The sequence below is a fragment of the Nitrosospira sp. Is2 genome (genome assembly GCF_033095785.1).
GTDB lineage: Bacteria > Pseudomonadota > Gammaproteobacteria > Burkholderiales > Nitrosomonadaceae > Nitrosospira.
In genome coordinates this window covers 1,968,032-1,983,906 of record NZ_CP137134.1, presented here as the reverse complement: position 1 = coordinate 1,983,906, position 15,875 = coordinate 1,968,032, and the positions used below count along the sequence as shown (strand labels likewise).

Below are 15,875 nucleotides of genomic sequence, written 5' to 3'. Positions count from 1 at the left end.
GATGTTGTGTTGCCAACGTGCGAGCTAATGTAATATTAGCTCGATGATAATTAGTTAATTACTTTTATTGTTTTCCGAGTCTGGTTTTTCTCACTCCAGGCATTTCGAGCCAAGCGGTAATGATTGCGACCAGAATTAATATTGGTTTGACCGGAATCCTTTACATTATAAAAAGATGACTAGTACGATTAATTTGGAGGGGAAGACCTTGAGTTCAACAATAGCGAAGTTGAACGCTCCGCTACCGCAAGCGTTTAACCCTCGATTATCAAGCGAATCAGACATATCGCTAACGCCAACGCCAACGTATAACACCCAGGTTCAGAGATTAGCTGACTTCGACACACTGACCGCTGCGTTGGAATACGCTGCGTCCGGGACCGCTGGGTATAACTTTTACGATGCCAAAGGCAACCTGCGTTCAGTCCTCCCTTACCACGCCCTACGGCAAAATGCCCGTACCTCCGCCCAGCGCCTTAGTGGGCTTGGACTTGCGCGCGGTGAGCGGGTGGCTATTATCGCCGATACAAGCCCGGAATTTGTCGAGTTGTTTTTCGCCTGCCGTTATGCAGGGTTGATTCCTTATGCGATGCCCGTACCAGTCAACCTTGGTAGTCATGCCGTATATGTTCAACAACTTCGGGGAATGCTAGAGGCTGGCCAAGCAAGTGCGGCCGTAGCTAATACCGACTACATTGGCTTTTTGCAAGAGGCTGCTGAAGGATCGCAACTATTGCGCTGGTTCGGCACGCCAGAACAGCTCGAGGATTTTTCGGTTCCCGATGTAGCGTTAGAGTCAAACGTTCCTGACGAAATCGCGTATCTGCAATTTACGTCGGGGAGCACACGTCTTCCGCGCGGAGTGGTCATTACGGAGCGCGCCTTGATGAGCAATCTCCAGGGAATTGTCCGTCATGGATTGGAGATACATTCCGGCGACCGGTGCGCGTCGTGGTTGCCTTTTTATCACGATATGGGATTGGTCGGCATGGTGATGGCGCCGATGGTTGCCCAAGTCTCGGTCGACTATCTGGCCACCCGGGATTTTGCGATCAGACCTCTGCAATGGCTGCGGCTGATTAGCCGAAATCGTGCAACCGTCGCGTTTAGCCAGCCTTTTGGCCTCAAGCTTTGCACGTTGCGCGTTCGTGATTCGGATTTGGAAGATCTTGACCTTAGTAGTTGGCGTGCGGCAGGGGTAGGCGCCGAGATGATTCGCCCTGATACCTTGCGAAATTTTGCAGAAAAATTTGCACCCGCCGGGTTCGATGCACGCGCTTTTCTTCCGTGCTATGGATTGGCTGAATCAACGCTCGCAGTAACTTTTTCTCAAGTTGGTGAGGGTTTTGATAGTTTACGTGTTGATGCCGGGACGCTAGTTGACAAAAAAATGGCGGTTCGGCTACAAGCAGAGGGACGAAAATTTAGCGAGTTCGTCAACTGTGGACGCCCCTTGCCTGGGCACACTGTGAAAGTGGTTGACGATGCGGGCCTGGAGTTGTCGGATCTCAGGGTAGGGAGCGTACTGGTGCAAGGCAGCAGTATCATGACGGGTTACTATAATAACCCGGAAGATACCCAGAAGACGTTAAAGCCTGGCAATTGGCTGGATACCGGTGATCTGGGGTTCGTGTTCGAGGGTGATCTATACGTTACGGGGCGTCGTACGGACGTTATTATCGTTAATGGGCGCAATATTCGCGCCCAAGACATCGAAGAACTCGCGGAACAACAACCTGAAGTTAGGACTCGGGAAGCCTCTGCCTTTGGTATAACCGATGCGAACGATATTACAACAATCGTTTTGGTCATCGAGTGCCGTCTTACATCTGTAACAGATAGACAGTCCCTTACCGGTCGCTTGCAGCGGCTCGTTTATATGGCATTCGGGGTTAATTGCCTGGTTGAATTAGTGCCTCCGCACACGTTGCCGCGGACTTCATCCGGAAAGCTATCGCGTTTTGCAGCCCGCCAGGGTTTTATACAGCGGACCAATTTGGCAGACCAGCTATCAGCCGAGTCTGGGGACAAATAGCGGGGATATGTCTGGGTCATGGGTGGCAGTAACCGGTGCCACCGGCTTTATTGGTCGTGCGTTGTTACAGTCCTTGATCGAGCAAGGATGGAAAATCAAGGCCCTTACAAGGTATCCTCAGGCAGATGATGAATCCACGCAATGGATAGAAGGCGACCTGAATAATTCTGATGCACTGAGTAGGCTGGTCAAGGATGTGTTCGCCGTTGTACATTGCGCTGGCCAGGTTAAGGGAAGGTCGCTTGAAGATTTTATCCATACCAATGTTGAAGGCACGGGTAATCTCTTGCGCGCTTCCGCTCAGCAAACTACGCCGCCCCGCTTTCTCCTTATCTCTTCCTTAGCTGCCCGAAATCCCGAACTCTCCTGGTATGCGACCAGCAAGCGCATGGCTGAGCTATTGGTCGTCAACCACTCGCCGTCCCTTCCGTTTACGATTTTTCGTCCGACTGCTGTTTATGGTCCGGGTGATAGGGAAATGAAGCCTTTATTCAAGGCGACCCGCCTTGGGGTGTTGCCCATGGTTGGAAAGCCAGCGATGCGTTTCGGATTATTGCACGTGAGCGACCTGGTTGCGGCTGTGCTGTGCTGGCTTTCAAGCCCCGTTCCCGTCCAGGGCGTGTACGAGCTTGACGATGGAATGCCAGGGGGTTATGACGGCAAATCCGTGGCGGCTATTGCCCAGGAGGTTTGGGGCCGTCCGGTACGCTGCGTTTTTCTGCCTGCGTCACTTGTCTCGCTGGTAGCAAACATTAATTTATGGGCGGCCCGCTTTCTCCGTTATTCGCCAATGCTAACCCCTGGAAAAGTGAGAGAACTGCAACATCCGGACTGGGTGTGCAATATCACTCCGCTAACTCGTGCGCTTCCTGATTGGCATCCGCGTGTCCGGTTGCGCGATGCCTTATCTCAGGCAATATAGTTCTAAAACGCAATTAGTTGGGATTCATTCATGGCAAACAATTACGACGACATTCTGCAGAAGCTGCGCGAGCATCTAAAGCAATTTTGCCCGCCTGATATTGAAATAACACCTGAAACTGATCTCATTAATCAGCTTGCCATTGATTCTGTCAAGCTCTTGAACCTCGTTATGGAAATTGAAGACGAATTCGATATTTCCGTTCCCCTGAATGCTCTCGCAGATGTTCAGACTGTTCACGAACTCACAAACTTGATTCATCAGATAAGATCTGCCCAACAATGAGCCTGCTAGATAAGCTTGATGCTGTTGCTGCCGCAAGAAAAGCGCTCCTGCCAGAAGGGGTCGAAGTTTTTGGAACGCCCATAGAAGAGGTGTATTCATCGACGGCGGCAAAGATCGGCGATCGCCGCATACTATTTTTGGGCACGAACAACTATCTTGGACTCACCTTTGCGCCACAATGCCTGGAAGCCGCTCATAAGGCGATTGATAGTGAAGGCACAGGTACCACCGGTTCTCGAATGGCGAACGGTAGCTATTCCGGGCATCGAGCGCTAGAGCGGGAGTTTGCGGAGTTTTATCGCTGCCACTCATGCATCGTCTTCACGACCGGTTACCAAGCCAATCTGGCCACGATCTCCGGTCTCGCAGGAGCGGGGGATGTCATTCTGATCGATGGCGACTCGCATGCGAGTATTTATGATGGGTGCCGCTTGAGTGGCGCTGAAATTATCAGGTTTCGCCATAATGATACCCAAGATTTGGAGAAGCGCCTCCGCCGTTTGGGAGATCGTTCGCGCTCAACTCTCATCATCGTTGAGGGTATTTACAGTATGCTGGGGGATCGAGCGCCACTGGCGGAGATTGTCAGGTTAAAAACTGTGTACAAAAGTACGCTTCTTCTGGATGAGGCCCACTCTCTGGGCGTTCTGGGCAGAATCGGGCAAGGCTTGGTCGAAGAAACCGGGCTTATTGACGAAGTCGATTTCATCACCGGCACTTTCAGTAAAAGCCTCGGCAGTATTGGAGGATATTGCGTCAGCAATCACCCCCAACTTGATCAGTTACGCTATGTCAGCCGCCCTTACATCTTCACTGCCTCCCCGACGCCCGCTACCATTGCATCGACTCGGGCAGCACTCAAACTGCTGCGTGAAGGTGTAGAGTTACGTGGACAGCTCTGGAGTAACGCTCACCAGCTTTACACCCGGCTAAAGGAGCTCGGCTATCAGCTCGGCCCGGAACCCAGCCCGATTATCGCAACCATACTGGATACACCTCAGCAAGCGCTAGCGCTATGGCGGGGCCTGCTCGAACACGACATTTACGTCAACCTGATATTACCGCCAGCCGCGCCCGACGGGAAGTCGCTGGTGCGTTGCAGCGTGAGCGCGGCCCATACTAGTGAGCAGATCGACTATGTAAGTGAGGCTTTTGCCGGGTTGCGAAAAACTATTTTTCAGTAATACCCAATCACCCGTTCCTCTCTACAGCTAATCCACTTACAGCTGCTTATAGAGAATGGACGGTCCGGACCTTTACTTCACAATAAGTCTCGCCGCTGGGCTGGCTCAGATTTAAATGATCACCAGCCCCGTCTGGACTGACGTTTAGGACGCCTTCGGGCTTGGTCGCCTGCGCGACCACAGGAAGGCGCCAATGCCTGCCACGCCTACCAAGAGGGCTATTTCCGTCACACCGATCCCGCCCCCATGGCTGCCGTGACCGCCTCCGCCTCCGACGTGTATCGGAATCCGCACTGCCGTAGTCATCTTGCCGTCTTTCTCCGTCTCCAGCAACAGTGCGTATTGGCCCAGATCCTCGAGATTCGCTCCAAAGGTAATACTTCCGGACGGATATGCCTTGGCAGGCAAAGACACGATCTCGTGCCCCCCTTCCCCATGCCCTTCCATTACCAGACGCACCGCGATGGGGATCTCGCGCGAGTCCGGATCTGTCAGATCAACGGTGAGATGCAATTCCCCAGGTTCCGGAACATGATCACAAAACGCATGAGTTGGCGGTAGCGCGCCCTTGGGCTTTTCATAAGCACTGAAGGCTACAGGAAAAGCCCCCGTTTTGATGGCGCAGTCTCCTGAATGATGACCTTCGTGGGCCAGCATTAGCTGCGCATGGGTGGGCAGAGTTGCCATTGCTATCAGCGTAGCGCATGCCAGTCTAACGATCCACTCAACAGTTTTATCCATGATGCCTCCAGTTTCTAATCCGCAAATCAAATTAATCGTACGCCCATGGCGGGAACAATCGCGGATTGTATAACAAACTATCGGAGAATAGAAACAGAGTATACCCAAGCTCAACCTGGGATAAAGCGTTGACGAAAATGGCCCCAACGTAAAAATCGGCGTTTGCGCGCGTACTTATCGAAACGCGATTGAAGAGCGGCCATAAGCTTGCCTGTTGCCTATTCTTCCTACACGACCGGCATTTCATTCAGAGCTGTTAATGCCCGTTTTGGGACGCGACAGCAGTATTACATCGCGACTGGACGCACCATGGACATGTAAATTGTAAAGCTGTATAGTTGCCGGGCCTTCGCTCTTAAGGGCATCTCTAAAAATTCGAAATTCGCGCATACCTCGTTGTCGTTCAGAAAAATGTTTTTCTCCCCCCGTGAATATATATTGCCTCAGCCTTTTTGCGGGATGATGGCGTCTTAGCGGGCGCGATGCGTCCGCAGGCGCTTTTGCGCCTGCGGGGTTTGAATTTTTAGAGATGCTCTTCAGAAAAGGGTGAGCAGTCAGGATTGAACGGCAGATGGAATGGCGCACAGGATGATGCGCGGTGATAAACAATATATGGAGGGAAGACATGGACAAAGTTGTTCAAGGGGTTGTCGGTTTGGGATTGCTGTGTATGAGCGCTGTCCCGGCCATAGCGGCGACCAACGTTTCCAAATTACCGGTGGTAACCCAGGAACTGGTGGCGCCGCCCTTTGCGCCCAAGCACGACCAGGTGGCCAAGGGTGGACCGAAGGTAGTCAAGATCCGCATGGAGACCATCGAGAAGTTGGTGGATGTTGCACCGGATGGCACCAAGATGTGGGCGCTGACGTTCAACGGTACCGTTCCGGGCCCGCTGATTGTCGTGCATCAGGATGACTATGTTGAACTGACGCTGGTCAACCCCAAGACCAGCAGCATGTCGCACAATGTGGACTTTCACGCCTCCACTGGCGCCTTGGGCAGCGCTGGCCTGACCCTGGTTGCACCGGGTGAAGATGTGGTAGTGCGCTGGAAAGCCACCAAGCCTGGGGTATTTGTCTATCACTGCGCCCCTGGCGGCACCATGATCCCGTTTCACGTCATCTCCGGCATGAATGGAGCCATCATGGTATTGCCGCGCGATGGCCTGAAGGATGCCAAGGGCAAGCCTGTGCGCTATGACCGCGTCTACTACGTCGGCGAGCAGGACCTCTACCTGCCCAAGGGTGCGGATGGCAAATTCAAGACCTATGGCTCTCCTGCCGAAGGCATGCATGAGATGCTTGAACTGTCCAAGGGACTTATCCCGACCCATGTCGTCTTCAATGGCGCAGTGGGTGCTCTGACCGGGGATAATGCGCTCAAGGCCAAAGTGGGCGAGAAAGTGCTGTTCGTTCACGCCCAGGCCAACCGCGATTCCAGGCCTCACCTGATTGGTGGCCATGGCGACCTGGTATGGGTTGGCGGCTCATTTGCCGATACACCGATTACCAATCAGGAAACCTGGTTCGTTCCCGGCGGTTCTGCAGTGGCGGCGTTGTATGAATTCAAGCAACCCGGCCTGTACGTGTACCTCAGCCACAACCTGATCGAGGCGGTATTACTGGGTGCGGCAGCGCACATGAATGTCGAGGGTAAATGGGACGACGATCTCATGATACAACTCAAGAAACCAAACGAGAATTCAACCCCGGCAATGGATCACTAACAGCAAAGCTTAAGCTCCAAAAATGAAAAGCGGCTTCAACGAAAGTTGAAGCCGCTTTTTTTTGTAGGAAATGAGAAAACAGAATGAAGCTGGCCGATAAGCCGGGTTCTGTCATGGACAGTCATTCCTCTAGACGCACGGTTACCCGGGCGCTCAAGCGACCTACCCGCAGGCTCAGCGAGCAGCATCATCGCCTGCCTATTTGGTCTTGCTCCGGATGGAGGTTACCGCGTTTCACCGTAACTTAATACGCTCGTCTCTGTGGCCCTGTTCCTCGCCTCGCGGCGGCCGGCCGTTGACCGGCATCCTGCTCTTTGGAGCCCGGACTTTCCTCCCCCCGCCTCTCTTATCGAAAGGCGGGCAGCGACTGTCTAGCCAGCTTCGAGGGGGATCATATCCCAACCAGAGGGGATGAGCAATCTCCCAGAACCCGAACTCCGCTATGTATTTGACTGGACGGCGGAAACGCGCCAACCCTCGGTCACTCGCGTTCGCTGATATTCGAGTATGATTAAGTATTTGCCTTGGTGACCGTATGAACATGCGCATACTGCTCGTTTCGGGACTGGTCTTCATCCTCACCGGTTGCGCAGCACTCAAGCAAAGTGAGCCACTCCGAATTTCCGTGGCTGGAATGCAGCCCCTGGAGGGTAAAGGCATGGAGGCGCGCTTCGCGGTACAGCTCAGAATTCAGAACCATAGTGACAAGCCACTGGATTATGACGGTATTGCACTCGACCTGGATTTACGCGGAACCAGTTTCGCCAGCGGGGTCAGCGACCAGCGCGGCACCATACCCCGCTTTGGAGAAACGGTAATTACAGTACCCGTAACCGTCCCTGCGACCGCCATTCTGCGTCATGTGTTTCAGATGGCCACAAGCGAGCGAACCGGTGCCATGACCAAGGTCGACTATCAGTTACGTGGTCGACTGGGCGGACCGGGACTCGCCGGTGGACGGCGTTTCGATTCCACCGGCGAACTCACCTTGCCTGCCGCCCGGGCAGCGGACATGCGCCCAGAAGAGCAATAACCTGGCCCAGCAGCGTTAGGTCAAGTTCGATAGAATGCCACCCCTGAATCCAGCGGCTACGGTAATCAAACCGGTGGATCACCGGCGCCGTAACGCGCACGATATGTTTCCAACGCAGGCAGATTGTGCGCCAGATCCACTTCATTCCTGAGGTATCTTACGATGTCGTCCAGACTGACGATGCTTGCGACTTGAATCCCATGGGACTCGTAAACTTCTTGGATAGCCGAGAGTTCGCCATTCCCACGTTCCATCCGATCAAGGGAAATGATGACGCCACTTGGCGTAGCGTGGGAAGCCCGAATATACCCAACCGATTCGCGCACCGAAGTACCGGCGGAGATCACATCATCCACGATCAGCACCCGCCCCGAAAGCGGCGCACCCACAAGGTTTCCACCTTCCCCATGATCCTTTATCTCCTTGCGATTGAAGCAGAAGGGATAGTTGTATCCAAGCTCCGCCAGCCCAATTGCTACCGCGCTGACCAGCGGAATGCCCTTGTAGGCGGGCCCAAATAGCATATCGAACGGAAGCTGGGCAGCTAAAATCGCTTTGGCGTAAAATTGCCCCAGCTTTCTGAGAGAGTCGCCGTCATTGAATAATCCGGCATTAAAGAAATATGGCGATAATCGCCCTGCTTTGGTTTTGAATTCGCCGAAGCAGAGCACATCTCGGCTGATAGCAAACTTGATAAACTCCTGCCGGAAATCTGACATGGCTATGACAAACCGGAAAAAAACGACGTGCGGATTATAACGCTTAACGTAAATGGCGTGCGCTCTGCCGCAAGCAAGGGGTTTTTCAGGTGGTTGCCCATGCAAGCGGCCGATATTGTGTGCGTGCAGGAGCTAAAAGCTCAGGCTGGAGATATTACCGGCGAAATTGCCTCGCCGGATAGGTACCAAAGCTACTTCCACTGCGCGGAAAAGAAGGGATACAGCGGTGTCGGAATATATGCGCGGCGTCAGCCGGATAATGTCATGGAAGGAGTCGGCGTGCCTGAAATAGATGCCGAGGGGCGCTATTTGCGAGCCGACTTCGGTCCCTTGAGCGTGATATCGATCTACTTTCCTTCCGGTTCCAGCGGCGAGCACCGACAAGCCGCCAAGTTTTTTTTCATGGATCGGTTTTTTCCTATGCTGCGAAACCTGGCAGACTGCGGCAGGGAGATTATCTTATGCGGCGATTGGAACATTGCCCATAAAGAAATTGATCTGAAGAACTGGCGTTCGAACCAGAAAAACTCAGGCTTTCTGCCGGAAGAGCGCCTCTGGCTTAGCGAGGTCTTTCAGGACCTCGGATTTATAGACATATTCAGGCGCATCAACCAACAGCCGGAGCAATATACGTGGTGGTCCAACCGAGGACAGGCTTGGGCAAAGAACGTGGGCTGGCGCATTGATTACCAGATTGCCACGCCAGGAATTGCCGCCAGGGCTACTGCAGTCTCGATTTACAAAACGGAACGCTTCTCTGATCATTCACCTCTTATTATTGACTACGACTACAACCTTTAATCTGCCTCACGTATGCGAGGGCAGGCGTTGCCGGAAGCAATGCGCGAAAGGCGACTACGCGAATGGCTGATCCAATGATCGGTCCCTATCTAGGAGCGTGACAAAGCAGGCCGCAGGCAAGCCACGTCGCTTCGCCTTGCAGCAAAATCGAACGCGACATGCGTGGGGCGTTGCGCTCCTTGGCGCCTGTCGACCAAGAGAACACGACCGCCTGCACGGGACGTTGGGCAGCTGGTGATCATCCCGATTTTACCCGCAGCGGGCTGTGCGGAGTACTGTTCAGGGTTCCTTAGCTACGCAATCCGAACAATAATTTTCGCCACTTGAGCCGCTCTCAGGTAACCAACTTATGAAATGGACCACAACGTCTTCGCGGCGCACAACTGGACCAAGAGTCTGCGATACGGGAGACTCATATTTACCTCCCATAGTTTCTCCGCACGGCGGTGAACCTTCTGTCAACAGTGTGCTGGATAGCTCCTGCGCCGCCCGAATACGCCCTCGACGATAATGTCAACGGCGCTGTCCAGCTGGCTTCACGCTTTTCGCATATACACCCACCCGCGGGTGTTGGGTATGCTATCGCTTGGTTTTTCAGCCGGATTACCGCTGTTGCTGGTAATGGGCACCCTTTCCTTCTGGTTACGAGAAGCGGGAATCGATCGCTCAACTATCGGTCACCTGAGCTGGATCGGGCTGGCTTATGGTATTAAATGGATGTGGTCGCCGCTGGTGGACCGCCTGCGACTACCACTATTAACCCGCCTGCTGGGGCGGCGGCGTGCCTGGCTTCTACTATCTCAAGTTGTTATTGCCGCCGCGTTGGTGGGCATGGCGTCGACTGATCCGGTTGAGAACCTGACCCATACCGTATTTTTCGCCCTGGCAGTCGCTTTCGCTTCAGCGACTCAGGATATTGCGCTTGACGCGTATCGGATCGAGGCCGTAGCACCGCGGCTTCAAGGAGCGATGGCAGCCACCTATCAGGCCGGTTATCGCATGGCGATGATTCTGGCTTCTGCTGGAGCGCTTTGGATTGCCGCAGCGGTTGACCCGTCAGCCACCACCTATGTCTATGCTCCATGGCGTACCGCCTACCTCGCCATGGCCGCATTTATGGCGGTCGGGATTGTTACGACGCTCATCATCCGCGAGCCGGACGTTCCCGTTAACCGCCTGATCTCGGAAAACGAAGATCGCGCCAGGGAAGCCATTGCGCACTGGAATCTGAACGTCCGGCTCGCGCAACTGTTAGCCTGGCTGTATGGCGCAGTGGTGGCGCCTTTCCGGGACTTTATCGTGCGTCATGGTGGACACGCATTTCTGATCCTGGGCCTGATTGCCATGTACCGAATTTCGGATGTGGTAATGGGTGTCATGAGCAATCCTTTCTATGTCGATATGGGATATACAAAGGATGAGGTCGCGACCGTCTCCAAGGTTTATGGCGTCATGATGACGATCGCCGGCGCGGCCATAGGCGGGGTGCTGATAGCAAAAATTGGCATCATGCGCACGCTCTTTCTGGGAGCGGTGTTATCAGCCACGACAAATTTGCTATTTGTCTGGCTCAGCCAACGCGGCCATGACCTGACAGGACTGATATTCACCATCTCTGCCGATAATCTTTCGGGCGGAATCGCTTCTTCCGCCTTTATTGCCTATCTCTCCGGACTAACCAATTCGGCTTATTCCGCTACGCAATACGCACTTTTCAGTTCGGTGATGCTGTTATTGCCAAAATTTATCGCTGGATTCAGCGGAGACTTCGTCGATGCCTACGGTTATGCCAGCTTTTTTACCGCCACTGCGCTACTGGGCGTTCCCGTGCTCGCGCTGGTATGGCTGGCCGGCCGGGCGAGATTCGAGTCCGCTAAGCCCCCTGATATAGCCTAGTGCGTCCACTACTTCTGCTGTTCAAAACGGTAAAAGGCTAGCATCCCCAATGAATTTGGTAGCAGGGTAATTTGACGCTCCCCATTCATGACCCTGCGTTCGAGAATGCGCGCGCCGTGCTGGCGACAGAATTCTTCAAAGTCTCCAAGCGTGCAGTTGTGAATGTTCGGCGTGTCAAACCACTGATAGGGCAGCGTTTCGGACACAGGCATGTGGCCAGCCAAGACTTGCAATCGATTTCTCCAATATCCGAAATTGGGAAACGAGACGATTCCTTCCTTGCTGACCCGCAACATCTCTTTAATGATGCCTTCGGTATGTTTTACCGCCTGCAGGGTTTGTGACAGAACTACGTAGTCGAACGAATCCGATTCAAAACTTTGCAGCCCTGACTCGAGATCACTCTGAATTACGTTTACTCCATTACTGAAGCAGGCCAACACATTCGAGTCGTCAATTTCCACTCCATAGCCGCGAATGTTACGAGCATCGCGTAAAAAACACAGCAGCGATCCATCCCCGCACCCCAGGTCGAGCACTTTCGCGCCCGGTTTCACCCACTCTGCAATGACGGCGAAATCCGGCCTGGAAACGGGAGACGAGGGCACAGTCAATTCATTCATGCCTTCAAAATTCTGCTCGAGAAGGGGCTGCGTAACGGGAAATTGTGTCATCTAGCAATATTGTCCATGTATGCCCGCACCAGTTTGTGATAATGACGGTCTTCCATCAGGAAGGAGTCATGTCCGTGACTGGACGTAATCTCTGCATAACTGACGTTAAGCTCGTTATCCAGCAATGCTCTCACGACGGCACGCGAGCGCTCGGGCGAAAAACGCCAGTCGGTAGTAAAAGAAAGCACCAAGAAATTAGCCTTCGCCACACGAAATGCGGCACTGAGATCGTTATTGTGCTCGAATGCGGGGTCGAAATAATCCAGCGCCTTTGTCATCAACAGATAGGTGTTGGCGTCGAACTGGTCAGCAAACTTGTCACCCTGATAGCGGAGATATGATTCTATTTCAAACTCCACATCGTAGCCGAACGCAAGCACGCCGTTACGCAACTCCCGCCCGAATTTGGCTGCCATGGAGTCATCCGACAAGTACGTAATATGCCCCAGCATGCGGGCAAGCCGAAGGCCCCGGCGGGGCACTACTCCATGCGAATAGTAGTCTCCACCGTAAAAATCCGGATCGGTAATGATTGCCTGGCGGGCGACGTCGTTGAACGCGATATTCTGGGCGGTCAACTTCGCGGCAGCGGCAATAACCAGAGCGTGCCGCACCCTTTGGGGAAAATCGAGTGCCCACTGCAATGCCTGCATACCCCCAAGACTGCCACCCGCCACCGCGGCGAACTGTTCGATGCCAAGATAGTCGGCTAGCCGAGCCTGCGCCTGCACCCAGTCTTCTACCGTAACCACTGGAAAGTCAGCGCCATAACATTTGCCGGTTTTTACATTGATACTGGCGGGGCCGGTTGAACCATGACACCCGCCGAGATTGTTCACTCCAATCACGAAAAACTTCTCGGTATCAATGGACTTGCCGGCGCCAATCATGTTGTTCCACCATCCCACGCTCTTGGGGCTGTCTTCATAAACGCCCGCCAAGTGATGATTGCCGGATAGCGCATGGCAAATCAGCACGGCGTTGGACTTGGCCGCGTTGAGTTCACCGTAGGTTTCATATACCAACTGGTAGTTGTCGAGTACGGCTCCGCTCTTCAAGTGCAGAGGTGCATTGAAATGGGCGATTTGCGGTGTAACGATACCGGTCGAATTAGGATCTTGCATTAACGTGAAAGCGTTTTCTTCAGGAGTGTTGCCGGTGCTGTGTATGCAAATTAAACGGTGTTTTGGGGCGGCGCTCAAAAAAAATAACAATAAATGGTTTTGGGTTTTTTACTTTTACGTCATCGAGCTGATATAAGGCAAATAGTATGTGATAGTCCGGGACGACATGTGACCGGCAATTATAGTCAAACAAGCCCTAAAAAATCCAACTGCGAGCACAAGCTCACCAATTTCACTGGCCGGCGAAAAATGTTGCATGCATTGCCACTCGCGCAGTCGCGCTTTTTTTCGCCGCAGAGACAAATTATCAGCGGGATGTCAGCTATTCAGCTTGGCGAGTAACGTGTGCGTTCTGTCCGGATCATCGGCTTTAAGAATCTTTTGTGCCAGCGCGATGATATCCGGCAGATTAGTTCTTAAGACTTCTCGTTTCACCGTGAGCAGTTGTGCCGGATGCATTGAAAACATTCGGAGCCCAAAACCCAGCAGCAGCCGGGTAAACACGATATCCCCTGCAATCTCGCCGCACACCGCTACGGGCGTTCCCGTTCGGTTGGCACTTCTTATGATATGAGCCACCAGACGCAGCACTGCCGGGTGCAACGAGTCGTAGAGATATGCCACGGTGTCGTCAGCACGGTCTATCGCGAGCGTATATTGAATCAAATCATTGGTGCCGATGGACAGGAAATCCAGCTTGCGCATGAACATATCCAAACACAGCGCTGCCGCAGGAATTTCTATCATTCCACCGACCTGGATCTTCTCATCGAAAGGAATCCTGTCGTTACGCAAGCTTTGCTTGGCGTTCTCTATCAGGTGCAATGTCTGGGTGATTTCTGAAATGCTGGAGAGCATCGGTACCAGAATACGAATCTGCCCGTACCGCGAGGCGCGCAAAATTGCACGTAGCTGCGTATTGAACATCTGCGGTTCAGCCAGACATAACCGTATTGCGCGCAACCCCAGCGCTGGATTCGCGGCCACGCGCTTGGCGCTGTCAAGATTTTTGTCCGCACCCAGATCGAACGTCCGAATCGTAACCGGTAAACCCCGCATTTTACGCGCTACGATGCGGTAGGCCTCGAATTGCTCATCCTCGTCGGGCAAACTCGCGCGATTGAGAAACAGGAACTCGCTACGAAACAGACCGATCCCGGTGGCCCCGTTTTCTTTTACTTGTTCAACATCCTGGGGTAATTCGATGTTTGCATATAACTCTATCACTGTGCCATCAAGTGTCGCCGCAATTGTAGTTTTAAGGCGCTTCAGCTTCTGCTTTTCTAGTTCAAGCTGGCTCTGACGCAGCCGGTACTCCGACAATACGTGTTCGTCGGGATCGACGATCACTACGCCTTGTCCCCCGTCTACTATCAGAACGTCATTGTCGCGGATGAGTCGGCGCGCAAGGTGAAGTGCCACAATGGAGGGGATGTTAAGACTGCGCGCGACAATTGCCGTATGCGACGTCAAGCCTCCCAAATCGGTAAGGAATGCGGTAAATGCATGCTGCTTATACTGAATCACATCGGCGGGACTCAAATCATGAGCAACCAGGATGCTGTCGCCGTCCCGCTTGGGTTGCACAGGCACATAACCGGGGTGCCCCAGCAGAACTTTCAGAACCCGCTCGACTACCTGAATCACGTCAGTTTTCCGTTCGCGGAGATACGGATCCTCAATCTCCTCGAACTGCGCCATAAGCACTTCCATCTGCTGTGTAATAGCCCACTCGGCGTTACACTGGTTTTGGGCAATGTACGTTTTGGCCGCGGTGGAAAGCGTGGGATCGTCCAGGATCATGCGGTGCAAATCGAGGAATGCGCCGTACTCCGCAGCTGCCGGACCGCTTACTACCGATGCATGTAACGCCTCAAGCTCTTCACGAACGGCGCTGAAAGCGGTGTCGAGCCGGGCTATCTCGTTACTGACCTGATCCTTCGGCACCGTATGATGGGCCACTTCCAGAGCAGCGTGGGAGGCGAGATGGGCACGCCCTATCGCGATGCCTCCGGAAACACCCACCCCATATAACGCAAAGCTCATTCACTTTCTCCAAAACGACCCTCGATCAGGCTGACCAGCGCCTGCATCGCTTCAATCTCGTCTACGCCGGTCGTTTCTATTCCCAACGTGACCCCCTGGCTTGCCGCCAGCATCATCACGCCCATAATGCTTTTCGCATTAACTTTGCGTTCATTTCTCGACAACCACACGTCGCTGCGGTAGCGGGAGGCAAGCTGCGTGAGCCTTGCCGAAGCACGCGCATGCAGCCCTAATTTGTTTTCTATCTTCACCTCTTTATACTGCATCCTGCGCTCCTGTCGGAGAAAGACGGATAACACCATCCCTGGCGCCGTTCAATGCCTTCTCCGCTACCATTGCCAGCGGTTCATTGCGGTACGTAAGGGCCCGCACCAGCATCGGCAGGTTTACCCCGGCGAGACACTCCACTCGGCCTGGAACAACCAACCGGGTCGCTATATTGCAAGGGGTGGCACCGCAAATATCACATAGCATCAGCACCCCATCTCCAACGTCGAGCTGTTGAATCAATTTTCGTGCCCTCTCTTCGGCAACATCGGGATCGTCCTTGGTGGTAATACTCAGCTCCATCAAGCGGGGCGCTTTATCTCCCAGCACGTGATTAGCGCAATGCACAAGACTATCGCCGAGACTACCGTGAGAGATAATTAAAATTCCGATCATGTTGGAAACGGACTCCTTCCTATATG

At 53.5% G+C, this 15,875-nt stretch carries 15 protein-coding genes and 1 other RNA gene; 8 read left to right on the top strand and 8 right to left on the bottom strand.

Annotation, left to right across the window (positions count from 1 at the left end):
* Positions 1 to 208: 208 nt before the first annotated feature.
* From R5L00_RS08730 to spt, 4 genes are read left to right on the top strand one after another with little or no spacing between them, the layout of a single operon-like run.
* The gene (locus R5L00_RS08730) at positions 209 to 2,035 is read left to right on the top strand and encodes a fatty acyl-AMP ligase (protein ID WP_107693957.1); all 1,827 of its coding nucleotides are present in this window, start codon (positions 209 to 211) and stop codon (positions 2,033 to 2,035) included.
* Positions 2,036 to 2,042: 7 nt separating this feature from the next.
* Positions 2,043 to 2,957 (top strand): NAD-dependent epimerase/dehydratase family protein, encoded by a 915-nt coding sequence (locus tag R5L00_RS08725; protein ID WP_107693956.1) that lies wholly within the window; start codon positions 2,043 to 2,045, stop codon positions 2,955 to 2,957.
* A 30-nt stretch (positions 2,958 to 2,987) separates the two neighbouring features.
* Entirely contained in the window at positions 2,988 to 3,242 is a 255-nt protein-coding gene (locus tag R5L00_RS08720) for an acyl carrier protein (RefSeq protein WP_107693955.1), read from the top strand.
* Complete coding sequence (gene spt / locus R5L00_RS08715) at positions 3,239 to 4,426, top strand: serine palmitoyltransferase (RefSeq protein ID WP_317650809.1); 1,188 nt, start codon at positions 3,239 to 3,241, stop codon at positions 4,424 to 4,426. Before R5L00_RS08720 ends, spt begins: the two co-directional genes overlap by 4 nt.
* A gap of 144 nt (positions 4,427 to 4,570) precedes the next feature.
* On the opposite strand, the gene R5L00_RS08710 is transcribed toward spt, so the two are convergent.
* Positions 4,571 to 5,167 carry a hypothetical protein gene (locus tag R5L00_RS08710; RefSeq protein WP_107693953.1) on the bottom strand — a complete coding sequence of 199 codons (597 nt, stop codon included), beginning with the start codon at positions 5,165 to 5,167 and terminating at the stop codon, positions 4,571 to 4,573.
* Positions 5,168 to 5,792: 625 nt separating this feature from the next.
* On the opposite strand from R5L00_RS08710, the gene nirK reads away from it, so the two are divergent.
* A complete protein-coding gene (nirK, locus tag R5L00_RS08705; protein ID WP_317650803.1) occupies positions 5,793 to 6,893 on the top strand; it encodes a copper-containing nitrite reductase in 1,101 nt (366 codons plus the stop codon).
* Positions 6,894 to 6,974: 81 nt separating this feature from the next.
* Here nirK and rnpB read toward each other — a convergent pair.
* Positions 6,975 to 7,276, bottom strand: an RNA gene (gene rnpB, locus R5L00_RS08700) — RNase P RNA component class A.
* Positions 7,277 to 7,428: 152 nt separating this feature from the next.
* On the opposite strand from rnpB, the gene R5L00_RS08695 reads away from it, so the two are divergent.
* Positions 7,429 to 7,926, top strand: coding sequence for an LEA type 2 family protein (locus R5L00_RS08695; RefSeq protein WP_317650802.1), 498 nt, complete (start codon positions 7,429 to 7,431; stop codon positions 7,924 to 7,926).
* Positions 7,927 to 7,991: 65 nt separating this feature from the next.
* Here R5L00_RS08695 and pyrE read toward each other — a convergent pair whose 3' ends face one another.
* A complete protein-coding gene (pyrE, locus tag R5L00_RS08690) occupies positions 7,992 to 8,645 on the bottom strand; it encodes an orotate phosphoribosyltransferase (RefSeq protein WP_107693949.1) in 654 nt (217 codons plus the stop codon).
* Between the two features lie 27 nt (positions 8,646 to 8,672).
* Here pyrE and R5L00_RS08685 point away from each other — a divergent pair, with 27 nt between their 5' ends.
* Positions 8,673 to 9,446: an exodeoxyribonuclease III gene (locus tag R5L00_RS08685; protein ID WP_317650794.1), complete on the top strand. Its 774-nt coding sequence runs from the start codon at positions 8,673 to 8,675 to the stop codon at positions 9,444 to 9,446.
* A 510-nt stretch (positions 9,447 to 9,956) separates the two neighbouring features.
* A complete protein-coding gene (locus R5L00_RS08680; protein ID WP_107693947.1) occupies positions 9,957 to 11,342 on the top strand; it encodes an AmpG family muropeptide MFS transporter in 1,386 nt (461 codons plus the stop codon).
* 8 nt (positions 11,343 to 11,350) lie between these two features.
* Here the strand turns inward: R5L00_RS08680 and metW are convergent, their stop codons facing one another.
* The 5 genes from metW to R5L00_RS08655 form a co-directional block, all read right to left on the bottom strand.
* Positions 11,351 to 11,965: a methionine biosynthesis protein MetW gene (gene metW, locus R5L00_RS08675; protein WP_317654155.1), complete on the bottom strand. Its 615-nt coding sequence runs from the start codon at positions 11,963 to 11,965 to the stop codon at positions 11,351 to 11,353.
* A gap of 47 nt (positions 11,966 to 12,012) precedes the next feature.
* A complete protein-coding gene (gene metX / locus R5L00_RS08670; protein ID WP_317650782.1) occupies positions 12,013 to 13,140 on the bottom strand; it encodes a homoserine O-succinyltransferase MetX in 1,128 nt (375 codons plus the stop codon).
* Between the two features lie 318 nt (positions 13,141 to 13,458).
* Positions 13,459 to 15,186 (bottom strand): phosphoenolpyruvate--protein phosphotransferase, encoded by a 1,728-nt coding sequence (ptsP, locus tag R5L00_RS08665; protein ID WP_107693945.1) that lies wholly within the window; start codon positions 15,184 to 15,186, stop codon positions 13,459 to 13,461.
* Positions 15,183 to 15,452 carry an HPr family phosphocarrier protein gene (locus tag R5L00_RS08660; protein ID WP_107693944.1) on the bottom strand — a complete coding sequence of 90 codons (270 nt, stop codon included), beginning with the start codon at positions 15,450 to 15,452 and terminating at the stop codon, positions 15,183 to 15,185. Before R5L00_RS08660 ends, ptsP begins: the two co-directional genes overlap by 4 nt.
* On the bottom strand, positions 15,442 to 15,849 hold the full coding sequence (locus tag R5L00_RS08655; RefSeq protein WP_107693943.1) for a PTS sugar transporter subunit IIA: 408 nt from the start codon (positions 15,847 to 15,849) through the stop codon (positions 15,442 to 15,444). The genes R5L00_RS08660 and R5L00_RS08655 overlap by 11 nt, the downstream gene beginning before the upstream one ends.
* Between the last annotated feature and the right edge of the window lie 26 nt (positions 15,850 to 15,875).

What these genes read in the sequence shown, in the direction of transcription:
- R5L00_RS08725 (WP_107693956.1), top strand. Translation starts at nt 2,043, where the DNA reads ATGTCTGGGTCATGGGTGGCAGTAACCGGTGCCACCGGCTTTATTGGT.
- R5L00_RS08720 (WP_107693955.1), top strand. Translation starts at nt 2,988, where the DNA reads ATGGCAAACAATTACGACGACATTCTGCAGAAGCTGCGCGAGCATCTA.
- spt (WP_317650809.1), top strand. Translation starts at nt 3,239, where the DNA reads ATGAGCCTGCTAGATAAGCTTGATGCTGTTGCTGCCGCAAGAAAAGCG.
- R5L00_RS08710 (WP_107693953.1), bottom strand. Translation starts at nt 5,167, where the DNA reads ATGGATAAAACTGTTGAGTGGATCGTTAGACTGGCATGCGCTACGCTG.
- nirK (WP_317650803.1), top strand. Translation starts at nt 5,793, where the DNA reads ATGGACAAAGTTGTTCAAGGGGTTGTCGGTTTGGGATTGCTGTGTATG.
- R5L00_RS08695 (WP_317650802.1), top strand. Translation starts at nt 7,429, where the DNA reads ATGAACATGCGCATACTGCTCGTTTCGGGACTGGTCTTCATCCTCACC.
- pyrE (WP_107693949.1), bottom strand. Translation starts at nt 8,645, where the DNA reads ATGTCAGATTTCCGGCAGGAGTTTATCAAGTTTGCTATCAGCCGAGAT.
- R5L00_RS08680 (WP_107693947.1), top strand. Translation starts at nt 9,957, where the DNA reads ATGTCAACGGCGCTGTCCAGCTGGCTTCACGCTTTTCGCATATACACC.
- metW (WP_317654155.1), bottom strand. Translation starts at nt 11,965, where the DNA reads ATGAATGAATTGACTGTGCCCTCGTCTCCCGTTTCCAGGCCGGATTTC.
- metX (WP_317650782.1), bottom strand. Translation starts at nt 13,140, where the DNA reads ATGCAAGATCCTAATTCGACCGGTATCGTTACACCGCAAATCGCCCAT.
- ptsP (WP_107693945.1), bottom strand. Translation starts at nt 15,186, where the DNA reads ATGAGCTTTGCGTTATATGGGGTGGGTGTTTCCGGAGGCATCGCGATA.
- R5L00_RS08660 (WP_107693944.1), bottom strand. Translation starts at nt 15,452, where the DNA reads ATGCAGTATAAAGAGGTGAAGATAGAAAACAAATTAGGGCTGCATGCG.
- R5L00_RS08655 (WP_107693943.1), bottom strand. Translation starts at nt 15,849, where the DNA reads ATGATCGGAATTTTAATTATCTCTCACGGTAGTCTCGGCGATAGTCTT.